Source organism: Ferruginibacter profundus, from assembly GCF_054783275.1.
Genome location: NZ_BAAGQW010000002.1, coordinates 1,263,998 through 1,278,090 on the forward strand (window position 1 = coordinate 1,263,998; position 14,093 = coordinate 1,278,090).

Consider the following 14,093-nt stretch of genomic DNA (forward strand, 5'->3'; position numbering starts at 1 on the left):
TATACAACACAAGAACCATAACGGTTTCTTTTAATTTTACCTCTTAAGCCAATTTAAAGTCCACTAACCTTTAAAGCCGGTAAAACCCCCGATTACAGCAAATAATTCGATAATGTGCTATGAAACCACAATGAAAAGCCCGATTACCCGGGCTTTTTTCATTTCGAAAAGGGGTGTTTGTTTTTGCCCGTTTTGCCCTACCTTTGCCACCCGAAAACCAAGCGTTAATTTTCTAATTATTTCAATATGTCAGGTGCATTAAAAGAGGTTCGTAACAGAATTAAAAGTGTGCAGAGCACACAGCAGATCACTAAAGCTATGAAAATGGTGAGTGCGGCAAAACTGCGCCGTGCACAGGATGCCATTACACAAATGCGCCCTTATGCACACAAGTTGCAGGAAATGCTGAGTAATATTGTGAGCAATAGCGATGGCGATGTAAAAGTGGCATTGGCTGCTGAAAGGCCGGTAGAAAAAGTTTTAATTATGTTGGTTACCAGCGACAGGGGCTTATGTGGTGGCTACAACAGTAACCTGATTAAATTAGCCAAGCAGGTAATTAAAGACAAATACCCCCAGCAACTGGCAAAAGGCAATGTTCAGGTATTACCTATTGGCAAAAAGGGGTATGAACATTTTACCAAGAATGGTTTTAAAGTAGTAGATAAATACTGGGATATTTTTACCGGCTTAAGTTTTGATAAAGTACAGGCTGCCGCAAAATATGCTATGGATGCTTTTGCTAATAAAGAAGTAGATGCAGTAGAATTAGTTTTCAGCGAATTTAAAAATGCCGCTACCCAGCGTTTTATTGCAGAACCTTTTTTACCGGTATCAAAAGTTGAAAAAGCTGCAGGACAAAAAAATGCAGATTTCATTTTTGAACCCAGCAAAGAGATTTTGATTGCAGAACTGATGCCCAAGATCTTAAATACTCAATTATACAAGGCTATACTTGATGGCAATGCCAGCGAACATGGTGCAAGGATGACAGCAATGGATAAGGCAAGTGATAACGCCAATGAATTATTAAAATCATTAAAGATCAGTTACAACAGGGCAAGGCAGGCTGCCATTACCACTGAGCTTACAGAAATTGTAAGTGGTGCAGCTGCATTAAACGGCTAAAAAACGATTTGTGATTAATGATTTCAGATGGCGGATTTTACAACGCAATTCAAATCATAAATCTACAATCTAAAATCTACAATCAAAATGGAGCTTTCTCAGATTATACCTCATATAGAAGCATTGGTTTTTGCAAGTGATAAACCATTGACCAGGCTGGAACTGGTGGACCTGCTGAATAATGCTTTAGGCTTTATTGAAGACAGGGCAACTCCCGAGCAGATTGACGCTGCCCTTGATGGTATAAGAGAAAAGTATAGTGCTGAATTTTACGCTTTTGAACTGAGAGAGATAGGAGGTGGATTACAGTTTTTAACCAAGAAGGAATACTATAAAACAGTTGCTTTATTAAATGGCGATAAATTTTTAAAACGCCTTTCTACTGCAGCTTTGGAAACCCTGGCTATTATTGCCTACAAGCAGCCCATTACTAAAAGTGAAATGGAAGCTATTCGTGGAGTAAACTGCGATTATGCCGTACAAAAGTTATTAGAGAAAGATCTGGTGGTAATATCCGGAAGAAAAGAAGATGCAGTGGGCCAGCCATTGATCTACTCTACTTCAAAATCTTTTATGGATTATTTTGGTATCAACAGTGCAGATGATCTGCCTAAGATTAGTGAAGTAATGATGGAAGAATTGGTAAATGCTACTAATGTAATTGAAGCCAGGGCGGAACAACAGGAATACGAATCTGATGTTGCCCATGGCACACCAATGGAAAGAGAGATTGCTGCAGAAGAAGAAATTGAAGTTGCAGAAACCGAAGAAATTATTGTAGTTGCAGAATCACAGGAAGAAACTATTTTAGCAGTTACTGAAGCAGGAGAAATTATTGAAGAAAAGCCGGATGCTGATAAAGAAGAAAACGAAGGCTAAGCATATTATACAGGTTTTTAAAAGGCATGAATTATTTCATGCCTTTTTTTATCGGTAAAAATCGATCCTGGCTGCACAATCCATATTCCCATTTATTTAAGCGAAGCTTAAAGTTTTCATCTCAATTTCTATAATCTTTATCAATCCCCGGAATCCGTGTTCCATTCCTTCGTAAATTCGCAAAATGTCACAACAATTACCCAACGAACAATTAATTGCCGCTGCACGGGAGTTTGGTACACCATTGTATGTATATAATGCGGACAACATCACGGCACAATACCAACGGCTAACCGATGCCTTTGCACAAACTGATACAAAGTTTTTTTATGCCTGCAAGGCGCTCACCAATATCAATATTTTAAAACACATTAAAAGCATTGGTTGCAATGTGGATTGCAGTTCTATCAACGAAGTAAAACTGGCTTTGCTGGCTGGCTTTGAGCCCGGCAATGTGTTATACACCAGCAATGGTATTCATTTTAGCGAGATAGAAGAGGCGCAAAGCTTAGGCGTAAATATCAATATCGACAGCCTGAGCAACCTGGAGAAGTTCGGCAAAAAATTCGGGCATAGTTATCCTGTTGGTATTCGCCTACGCCCCAACATTATGGCGGGTGGCAATATCAAAATTTCTACCGGGCATGATAAAAGTAAATTCGGTATTCCCATTGACCAGTTAGATAAGATCGTTGCACTGGTTTCACAATATGATCTGTTCATCCAAAATCTTCATATACATACGGGCAGCGATATTAAAGACGTAGATGTATTTGTAAAAGGTATTGAAGTTTTGTTCGACATCATCCCTCAATTCAAAGAATTATCATCTATAGATCTTGGCGGTGGTTTTAAAGTGCCGTACAAAAAAGGCGACGCAGAAACGGACATCCCTTTATTGGCGCAAAAAGTACATGAAGCATTTGCCAATCATCCCAACCCCAATGGCAAACATTTACAGGTTTGGTTTGAACCGGGTAAATTTTTAGTAAGTGCATCAGGTTATTTAATTGCAGAAGTAAATGTGATCAAAGAAAATACCAACACCACTTTTGTAGGATTGAATACTGGTTTTAATCACCTGATACGCCCTATGTTTTATGATGCTTATCACCAGATAGAGAATATCAGCAACCCTGCCGGCGAAGAAAAACATTATGCCGTAACCGGTAATATCTGCGAAACCGACACTTTTGCCTGGGATAGAAAAATTGCTGCCGTAAGAGAAGGCGATCTGCTGGTATTTAAAAACGCAGGTGCTTATGGATTTGAGATGAGCAGCAACTTTAACAGCCGTTACAAACCTGCCGAGGTATTGATAAAAGATGGTAAAGCGACTCTCATAAGAAAAAGAGATACATTTGAAGATATACTGAGTAACCAGGTGCTTTAATAATGTTGAAAAATATCACTATACTGACACTACTATTCTTACCTGCTTTTACAGCATTCAGTCAAACTGCGGATTGCTTTAAATTTAAAGAAGGCAAATTCAGGATTGCAGATACAAGAGTGGGTGTGGTAACCATTGCAGAGCGCAGAGGCGGTTACCAGACTGAGTCCAGTGAATCGCTGAAGGCTGTGGTACGATTCAGCATTACCTGGCAGGACAACTGTTCCTATACACTAAAGCTGGACAAAGTTATCCGTAATGAAAATAAAATTGATTTTCCATCCAACCTCGAAATTCATGTAAAGATCATTGCCACATCAGGAAGGTCATACACACAACAAACCTCTTCTTCACTAACTAATGGCACATACAACGTTGAAGTAACCAAATTAGACTAATCATTTTTATCAGATTAAACTTTACAGCTGTGAAATACCTTCAAAAGACCTGGGTACGAGTTATTATTAGTTTATTTGGCGGAGGTATGCTTTCTGAAATTATACATATTTCCACCGGCGACCCAAACAGGCCAACTAATCCTGACAGCAACAGCTTTATTGTTTTGTGCGGAGGGGTAATTATATATTTACTGCTAACGAATCTCTCTAAAAAACAAAACTGATTTACCTTTTGCTAGTTTTATACAACCTTTAACTAAAAATATTTCTCCCCACTATTGCAGAATCCAAAAATTCTTATCACATTTACGTCATCAAAACAAAAACAGTAAAGCCGTCCTGGTTTTGCTGAACAAAAAAATTACAACTTTAAATTTATGGATCACGACCGTGTTCCCCGTCCTGAAAAGTTCAGTGCAACTTTTAGGGCAATACTGTGCCTTACAGTAATCCTTGCTCTGTTTTCATCCTGCAACAAAAAAGACAAATGGATTGATGTAGATCCTGCATTCAGCAAGTACATTGACGCCTACACTACAGGCACCGTTTCCAAAACATCTGCCGTACGCATTCAGCTGGCAACTGATGCCAACACCACCCATGCCGTAGGAGAAGCCGTAAAAGATGACCTCTTTGACTTTTCTCCTTCAGTTAAGGGAAAAGCATTTTGGTTAGACGCCAGAACAATTGAATTTAAACCGGAAGCCTGGTTAAAGCCCAATCAGTTGTATACCGTAAAATTCAAATTGGGTAATGTAACCAAAGTACCCGGCAAGTATGAAGACTTTAAATTCAGTATGCAAACCGTTAAGCCTTCATTTAAAGTAAGCGATGAAGGATTGCGCAGCAGCGGCGTAAAAAATAAAATGACCTTGAGCGGCGACCTGGAGACAGCTGACGTGGAAAAAGGTGCCGAAGTTGAAAAATTACTGGTAGCAACACAAAGCGGCAAAGCTTTAAAAATTAACTGGCAGCATAACGATGCCACTAAAACGCACAGCTATACTATTGATAATATTGAAAGAACGTCATCTGTAAGTAATGTTGATATACACTGGGATGGCAGCCCGATGAGTATGGATGTAAAGGGCAATAGTGCAGTGGCTGTTCCGGCAGTGGGTGATTTTAAAGTGTTAAATGTAACGGCTATTAATGATGCACAGCAATATGCATCTGTACAATTCAGCGACCCGATTGCTGTGGGACAGGAATTAACTGGCCTGATCAATATCAGCGGACAATCGGATATTTCCTATACCATCAATGGCAGTGAAGTAAAAGTTTTTGGTAATGGAAAATTAGATGGCAACTATACTGTAAATATTAATTCAGGCATCAAAAATACCTGGGGCGATGTGTTAGATAAAGGATTTACCGCCAACATTAATTTCCAGAACAGGATGCCCTCGGTAAAAATTCATGGTAAAGGGAATATCTTGCCTAATAGCGGCAGATTGGTATTGCCTTTTGAATCCATCAATCTGAATGCGGTGGATATCAGCATCATTAAAATTTATGAGAATAACGTACCACAGTTTTTACAGGAAAATGACCTGAGCGGCAACAGCGAATTAAGAAGAGTGGCAAAACCTATTGTTCAAAAAACATTGCGTTTAGATGATGATAAAACATTGGACCTGCATAAAAAACAACATTTCTCTTTAGACATTGATAAGTTTTTGAAAACAGAGCAAGGGGCTATTTATCGTGTAACCATTGGCTTCAGGCCGGAGTATTCGATGTATCAATCACAATCAGCAGATACAACAAAAGGCAAAGCTGAAGACAGCGAGGAAGAAGGCTATGACGAAGGCTATGGTGAATACAATAGAAATGGTGTAGATGACGATGATGAATTCTGGGACCGTTACGATCAATATTATCCTTACGGGTATAACTGGGAAAGAAGAGACGACCCCACCAGCAAATCTTATTATAACAAAGACCGCTGGGCAACCAGGAATATTCTTGCCAGCAATATTGGCCTTACCGCTAAGCGTGGTAATGATAACAGTATAAAAATTGCTGTTACCAATATTCTTACTACTGAACCAATGGGTGATGTTGAACTGGAAATTATGGATTACCAGCAAACCATTATCAGCAAAGTAAAAAGCGGTAGCGACGGATTTGCAGATATTGACCTGAAAAGAAAACCTTATTTGCTCATTGCAAAAAAAGGTGAAGAAAGAGGTTATTTAAAATTGGACGATGGTAATTCTTTAGCCCTGAGCCGCTTTGATGTAAGTGGCGAAGAAGTAAAGAATGGCATCAAAGGTTTCATCTTTGGCGAACGTGGTGTATGGCGCCCGGGCGACACTATGTACATTAATTTTATTGTAGAAGATAAGGAAGGTAAATTACCTAAAGACCACCCGGTTGAATTCAGCCTCTTCACCCCTACCGGTCAATTGTATAAACATGTGGTGCAGAATAATGCGGATGATGGTTTTTATCTTTTTAAAACCAATACTGATGCAGCTTCACCTACAGGAAACTGGCTGGCAAAAATTAAAGTAGGCGGCGCCACTTTTGAAAAAAGAGTAAAGGTAGAAACGGTAATGCCTAACCGCCTTAAAATAAATGTTGATTTTGGAAAAGATGCGGTGCTTGGCCAGGGCAACACTACTGCAGGTGCCATCAATGCCAAATGGTTATTTGGTGCAGTGGGTAAAAATTTAAAAGCCAAGATCGATGCTTCGCTGTATGCCAAAACAACTTCCTTCCCCAAATTTGCAGGTTTTGATTTTGATAACCCGACTGCTAATTATTCTACCCAACAAAAAACAATTTATGATGGCACATTAGATGCGGAAGGCAATGCCACATTAAAACCCGATTTTCAGATCGATGAAACTGCACCGGGTATGTTAACGGCTAACCTAGTGGTAAAAGTTTTTGAGCCGGGTGGTACATTCAGTATTGATAATATGAGTATTCCTTATAGCCCGTACAGCAGTTATGTGGGTTTAAAATTACCTGATGGTGAAAAACCTTTTGATTATTTACTGACCGGGAAAAAACATACTTCACAAATTGTGAATGTGGATAGCAAAGGAAATTTAATTGGCGGCAATAATGATGTGGAAGTGGAATTCTACCGCATTCAGTGGCGCTGGTGGTGGGATAATAATGGCGACAACCTCAGCAATTTTACGCAAAATGAATACAACAAGTTGCTGAAAAAAGAAACCGTACACTTAACTAACGGTCGTGGGCAGTGGACATTTGGCACTTCAGAAAATGAATGGGGACGTTATTTGATCTTAGTAAAAGATCTGAAGAGCGGACACACTTCCGGCTCTACTTTATACATTGATGAACCCGGCTGGCAAAGCCGTGGCGGTGATGGAGACCAGACGGCGGCATCAATGCTTTCTTTTAAAGCCAGTAAAGAAAAATACAATGTAGGCGATGAAGTTGCGTTAAATATTCCCAGCAGTAAAGGCGGCAGGGTTTTAGTAAGTATTGAAAACGGAAGCAAAGTATTACAATCTTTCTTCCAGGAAACGATACAAGGGCAAACCGTAGTGAAATTTAAAGCCGATAAAACCATGGCGCCAAATGTGTATGCTACGGTGAGTTTATTGCAACCACATTCACAAACCATTAATGACCTGCCTATAAGAATGTATGGCTCCATTCCCATTTTTGTGGAAGATAAGAATACGATATTAAAGCCGATCATTACTATTCCCAGCAGCATACGTCCGGAACAAAACGTTTCATTTACGGTGAGTGAAGAGAAAGGAAAAGAAATGACCTATTGTGTTGCTATAGTTGATGAAGGTTTATTAGACCTTACAAGATTTAAAACTCCCGATCCCCATGAAGCATTTTATGCAAGAGAAGCATTAGGTGTAAAAAGTTTTGATATGTTTGATTATGTGATCGGCGCATGGGGTGGCGACTTAGAAAGAATATTAACTATTGGTGGTGATGCTGATGCTACAGGTGGTAAGCAAAAAACTGCCAACCGTTTTAAACCGGTGGTAAAATATCTCGGGCCATTTCATTTAAGCAGCGGGCAAACGCAAAAACAATCCTTCACATTACCCTCTTATATTGGTTCGGTAAGAGCTATGGTAGTGGCTGCACACGAAGGCAGTTATGGCTTTGCAGAAAAAGCAGTAGCTGTAAAAAAACCACTGATGTTATTAGCTACTATGCCAAGAGTACTTGGCCCGGGCGAAACCATCAAATTACCCGTTACTGTTTTTGCGATGGAGAATAATATTAAAAATGTAACTCTTTCTTTGCAATCCAATCCGTTTTTAGAAGTGGCAGGCGGCAGCACACAAACCATAAGTTTTACACAACCCGGTGAGCAAATGGCTTATTTTGATGTAAGGGTAAAACCCAATACCGGTATTGGCAAAGTAAAATTGCTGGCTTCGTCGGGGGGAGAAAAAGCGGATTACGAAGTGGAATTAGATATACGCAATCCAAATCCCCCGGTAACCAGCATCAGTGAAATTACATTAGCACCAGGGCAGCAATGGAAAACCACCGCAGCACCAATTGGTGTGGCAGCAACAAGTTCAGCTACCATTGAAATTTCCAGCGTACCGTCAATGAATTTGCAAAAGCGTTTGGATTATTTAATTGAATATCCGCATGGCTGTATAGAACAAACTACCTCATCAGTTTTTCCGCAGCTGGTATTAAATCAATTAACTGATTTAGATGACTACAAAAAATCGCAGGTAGATAAAAATGTAAAAGCCGGTATTGGAAAACTGCAAAACTTTCAGCGCCCCGATGGTGGTTTTAGTTACTGGCCCGGTGGCAGCGAAAGCGATGAGTGGGGCAGCAATTATGCCGGACACTTTTTGGTAGAGGCACAAGCCAACGGCTATTTTGTAAGTGATTATATGTTACAGCAGTGGAAAAATTACCAGCGTGGCAAAGCCAACAGCTGGGTACCCAGCACCAGTAATTTTTATGGTGGCGATCTTACACAATCCTATCGCTTGTATACATTAGCGTTAGCAAAAGCGCCTGAACTTGGTGCAATGAACCGTTTAAAAGAATTTAAATATTTGTCTCCTGAAGCCAAATGGCGCCTGGCGGCTGCTTATCAATTAGCAGGACAAAGCAATACTGCTTTAGATCTCATCAGCGGTTTGTCTGCAACATTTGATGTGCGAAGCAGTCCGGGTTATACTTATGGTTCTAACACAAGAGATGAAGCCATGGTTTTAGAAACCTTAACCTTGCTCGGCAAAAAAGCAAAAGCAGAGGAGCTCTTACGTTCAATTGCAGCAAAATTATCGCAGGATTATTGGTATAGCACACAAACCACGGCGTACAGTTTAATTGCCATTGCAAAATTCTGCGGTAAAAATCCAAGCGGTGCCAAGATCATTTCTTCTGCAAGCATTGATGGCAAACAAACAGACATCAATGCGGCGACCTATATCCGCCAGTTACCTGTGGTATTTAAAAATCAGAATACAAGTAATGTGGTCATCACCAATAAAGGCAGCAATACTTTGTATGTAAGAATGATCACTAAAGGGCAACCACTGGCAGGCGATAGCTTAAAAGTAAACAACAACCCGGCGGTGCTGGCTATGAGCGTGAGTTATATGTCGCAGGACGGTAAAGCCATTGACATCAACAAACTTACACAGGGGAGCGACTTTGTGGCCAAAGTGATTTTGAAAAATCCCGGAGGCCGTGGTTACTATTCTCAAATGGCATTATCACAAATCTTCCCGAGTGGCTGGGAAATCTTAAATGCAAGAATGCTGGGTGGCGAAGGTGCATTCAAATCATCTTTTTCTACCTACCAGGATATTCGTGATGACCGGGTGTACACTTATTTCAACATCAACCCTAACGAAACATTGACCTATTACGTGCAATTAAATGCTTCGTATCTCGGAAGATATTTTCTTCCCGGTACTTTCTGCGAAGCAATGTATGACAATACGATCAGTGCAGGTGTGAATGGTAAATGGGTGGAAGTAGTAAACCAATAATTTTTATACAACCGCCGGCAGCGGTTACAAACCCTGCCGGCGGTTGTATTTTTTTGGACCAGCCCGGTAATGTTATCTTACATCATTGTGAACCTGTTCTGTTTATTTTTTCTTTTAGTAAAAGGAAAAATCAATTTCACTTCTGCGTCATACCTTTATTGAACTTTAATTGCGTTTTGCATATACATTGAAAAATATTTTCTCCCGGATAAAATCTCTCCGCACAGCAACCAAAATTAAACTGTTGATGGTGGCAGGTTTATTGATTTGGTTTTATTTTTCTCTTCCAAAAACATTATTCAACGCTCCTACCAGTTATGTAATTGAAGATAAAGATGGCAACTTACTCAATGCCACTATCGCTGCCGATGGCCAATGGCGCTTTCCTTACAATAAAAATGTGCCACAAAAATTCATTGATTGCATTACCACATTTGAAGACAAACGTTTTTTTAAACATCCCGGTGTAGATCCTGTATCCATTGGCAGAGCGGTGGTAAAGAATATAAAAAACAAAGGCGTGGTGCAGGGCGGCAGTACATTAACGATGCAGGTGATACGGCTATCCAAACAAGATGATAAACGAAGCATCTGGAATAAATTAAAAGAAAGCATTTTAGCAGTGCGTTTAGAAATGTCTTATTCCAAAAAAGAGATTTTAGCATTGTATGCCAGCAATGCCCCATTCGGCAGCAATGTAGTTGGGCTGGATGCTGCCGCATGGCGTTACTATGGCAGAAGCCCGGATAAATTAAGCTGGGGCGAAATGGCAACATTGGCAGTTTTACCCAACGCACCGGCATTAGTACATCCGGGAAAAAACAGGGATGTATTATTAAAAAAAAGAAATGCTCTCCTAGATAAATTATCAGATGCAGGTAAAATTGATGCCAGCAGTTGCACATTAGCCAAGCTGGAATCTTTGCCGGGTAATCCTTTACCATTACCTCAATATTCTCCCCACCTGCTGCAACGTTTTATTAAAGACAATAAAAATTTAAGCACTACCACAAAAATTAAAACAACATTAGATGGTGCCCTGCAAAAAAATGTAGCTGCTATTGTACAACAACACCAGGCGGTTTTAAAAGGCAATGGCATCAATAATGCCTGTGCGTTGGTATTAGATGTGGAAACTGGAAATACCTTAGCCTATGTTGGCAATATTTACGATCCGCTAAATAAAGAAATGGAAAGTGATGTGGATGTTATTGCAGCACCACGAAGCCCTGGCAGTGCCTTAAAACCGATTTTGTATGCGGCCATGTTGAGTGATGGACTGATATTGCCCAACTCCATCATTCCTGATATTCCCACACAAATAGGCAGCTATGCGCCGCAAAATTTTGACCTGGGTTATGATGGCGCTGTGCCCGCCAACAGGGCATTGGCCAGAAGTTTAAATATCCCTGCCGTAAAATTATTGCAGCAATACAAGTACCAGCGCTTTTACGAAACACTGCAGCAATGTGGCATCACTACATTAAACAGGAATGCGGATACTTACGGATTAAGCTTAATTCTCGGTGGCTGCGAAGTAACCGCATGGGATATTGCAGGTGTGTATGCAAGCATGGCACGTACACTCAACCATCAAACCAAAAATCATGGCAAGCCCGACCCGGATGATTTTCATCCGCCTAATTATATTGCTAAACAAACGCCCGGCCAACAGCAACTATCAACTACCAACCTGCCTTTGGATGCAACTTCCATTTACTTCACCTTCCAGGCCATGCAGGAAGTAATGCGGCCCGGCGAAGAAGGTTTGTGGCAACAATTCACTTCTTCTCAAAAAATTGCCTGGAAAACCGGCACCAGTTTTGGCTTCAGGGATGGATGGGCCATTGGTGTTACACCAAAAAATGTAGTGGCGGTGTGGGTAGGCAATACAGATGGCGAAGGAAGACCCGGATTAATTGGCGTACAAACCGCTGCACCAATCCTGTTTGATATTTTTCGTGTACTGCCAAACGTTAATATGCCTGCCGGGCAGGCAGGTTGGTTTGAAAAACCAAAATACAACTATTCATTTGTGCCGGTATGCAGGCAAAGCGGTTACCGTGCCAATATTGATTGCCCCGATGTAGATACTTTATTTATGCCCCCCAACGGAACCAAAGTGCCGCAATGTGTATATCATAAAATGATCCACTTAGATGCTACCGGTAACTTTCGTGTAACAGAACAATGTGAAAGCCCTTCGGCCATGCAGCACAAAAGCTGGTTCATCCTTACACCTGCAATGGAATATTACTACAAACAAAAAAATGCCGACTATAAAATATTGCCGCCTTTTAAAGCCGGTTGCGAATTTGCTGAAACAGGCAAAGTAATGGAGATCATCTACCCGCAACCCGATGCAAAAATTTATGTACCGCTGGAGGTGAGTGGCCAAAGAGGCAATACTGTTTTTACTGCCGCACACCGCCGCAGCAGCGCAAAAATTTTCTGGAGCCTGGACGATAATTTTATCGGTACCACACAAAACTTTCACCAGATGGCGCTCAACCCATCGCCGGGTATTCATATTATTACATTGGTAGATGAAAATGGCCTGAGTGTAAGCCGCCAGTTTGAGATACTGGAAAAAGAAAAGCCATAAGCTTTCCTGCAACCAAATTACTCCTGCAGCTATCTATTGGTACAAACTGATAAACACAAAGCAGTTTATAAAAATTCTGCTTATTTTTAATGACTTAAATTTTACTACTATGCCAATAAGAATGGTTGATGACCAGGAAAACCAGGATAACTATAATGAACAAAATGACAATTCCGGTGGTGGCCGCGGAGGATTTAATACCGGCGGAGGCGGTGGCGGACTCCTTAATTTTTTACCCCTGATACTCGGCCTGTTCAGAGGCGGCGGAGGGGGTGGTAAAAAAATAATTTTTCTTTTGGTGATTGCCGCAGCTGCTTTTTTTTTAATGCGCAATCAATCCTGCTCCGGCCTGGTAAGTAATGCTGTTGCTCAATTTGCCACAGGTGGTAAATTAGACCCCAATGAATTTAAGAAAGCCAGTGTGTATGAAGGCCTTACAGATGATAACGGAAAGAACCCTTTACCAGAAGCTGTTTCATTAGCACGCTATGCGCCCGATCGTTTAAACCAGGGGCACCAGGGTAGTTGTGTTGCCTGGAGCAGCGCTTATGCAGCACGTACCATTCTGCAGGCTACCAGTACCCATGAAGATGCCAATCAAATTGCCTACAGCCCTTCTTTTTTATATAATAATATCGGGCTTGACGGATGTGAGGGTTCTTACATTATTAAAGCCATGGAATTTATGCAGCAGAAAGGTGCGGTACCATTACAGCAATTTCCTTATACCGACCAGAGTTGCAGCGACCAGGGCCATTCGTTACTAGGTGTGGCCGCCAATAATAAAATCCATGGTTTTAACCGCTTAACAGATGATGACGGTGTAAGTGTTTTAAATTTCCGTGCTATTAAAGAACATTTGGCAAAAGATGCACCGGTGGTAATTGGTATGATGGTAGGCGGAAGTTTTATGCAGGATATGATGGGCCAGAAAGTATGGCACCCAACACAGGACGATTATACCATGCAGGGATTTGGCGGCCATGCGATGTGTGTGATTGGCTATGATGACCGCATTGAAGATGGTGCTTTCCAGATCATGAATAGCTGGGGGCCTGAATGGGGCGAAAAAGGAATTGGCTATATACGTTATGGCGATTTCAGAAAATTTGTAAGGGAAGCTTATGGTATTGATCCCTTACCAAAAACCGGCGCTGCATTAAAAGTAGATTTTGAATGTAATATTGGTTTGGTAAATGGAGCTACAAAACAATACATTGCTTTACGGGCAGGTTCAGGTAATGTTTTTACCACTACAACTCCAATAAAAAAAGGCACTAAATTCAGGATAGAGCTTAAGAATGCTTTAGAATGTTACGCTTATATTTTTGGTATGGAAACTGATAACAGCAGTTATGTTTTGTTTCCATATAAACCGATTCACTCACCTTATTTTGGTGTAACGGGTTATCGTTTATTTCCCCGTAAAGAAGCATTAATGGCGGATAGTATCGGCAATAAAGATTTTATGGCGATTGTGGTAAGTAAACAACCTTTGGATTATGCTGCATTAAATGCCGCCATCAACAAAAGCACGCAGTCTACTTATGCCGGTAAATTAAATGAAGCCATCAGCGGCATGGCTATCAGTAATGTAAAATTCAGTAACAGCAGTACGGGCAATATTTATTTTAAAGCTGATGCATCGGAACAAAAGAATGTAGTGGGATGTGTGGTGGAAATTGATAAACAGTAAAGCTATG

7 protein-coding genes are annotated in these 14,093 nt (G+C 40.7%); all 7 read left to right on the plus strand.

What is annotated here, in order from left to right:
• The first annotated feature begins 246 nt into the window (after nt 1–246).
• The 7 genes from atpG (at nt 247) to ACYVM0_RS15605 (ending at nt 14,086) form a co-directional block, all read left to right on the plus strand.
• Nucleotides 247–1,128, plus strand: a complete 882-nt coding sequence (atpG, locus tag ACYVM0_RS15575) for a F0F1 ATP synthase subunit gamma (RefSeq protein ID WP_460558314.1) — start codon at nt 247–249, stop codon at nt 1,126–1,128.
• An 87-nt stretch (nt 1,129–1,215) separates the two neighbouring features.
• Nucleotides 1,216–2,007 carry an SMC-Scp complex subunit ScpB gene (gene scpB / locus ACYVM0_RS15580; protein ID WP_460558316.1) on the plus strand — a complete coding sequence of 264 codons (792 nt, stop codon included), beginning with the start codon at nt 1,216–1,218 and terminating at the stop codon, nt 2,005–2,007.
• A gap of 184 nt (nt 2,008–2,191) precedes the next feature.
• The gene (lysA, locus tag ACYVM0_RS15585) at nt 2,192–3,400 is read left to right on the plus strand and encodes a diaminopimelate decarboxylase family protein (protein WP_460558318.1); all 1,209 of its coding nucleotides are present in this window, start codon (nt 2,192–2,194) and stop codon (nt 3,398–3,400) included.
• A gap of 2 nt (nt 3,401–3,402) precedes the next feature.
• On the plus strand, nt 3,403–3,798 hold the full coding sequence (locus ACYVM0_RS15590) for a hypothetical protein (RefSeq protein WP_460558320.1): 396 nt from the start codon (nt 3,403–3,405) through the stop codon (nt 3,796–3,798).
• 377 nt (nt 3,799–4,175) lie between these two features.
• The gene (locus ACYVM0_RS15595; protein WP_460558322.1) at nt 4,176–9,785 is read left to right on the plus strand and encodes an alpha-2-macroglobulin family protein; all 5,610 of its coding nucleotides are present in this window, start codon (nt 4,176–4,178) and stop codon (nt 9,783–9,785) included.
• Nucleotides 9,786–9,972: 187 nt separating this feature from the next.
• Nucleotides 9,973–12,390, plus strand: coding sequence for a penicillin-binding protein 1C (gene pbpC / locus ACYVM0_RS15600; RefSeq protein ID WP_460558324.1), 2,418 nt, complete (start codon nt 9,973–9,975; stop codon nt 12,388–12,390).
• 109 nt (nt 12,391–12,499) lie between these two features.
• Nucleotides 12,500–14,086 (plus strand): C1 family peptidase, encoded by a 1,587-nt coding sequence (locus ACYVM0_RS15605; RefSeq protein ID WP_460558325.1) that lies wholly within the window; start codon nt 12,500–12,502, stop codon nt 14,084–14,086.
• The last annotated feature ends 7 nt before the right edge of the window (nt 14,087–14,093 follow it).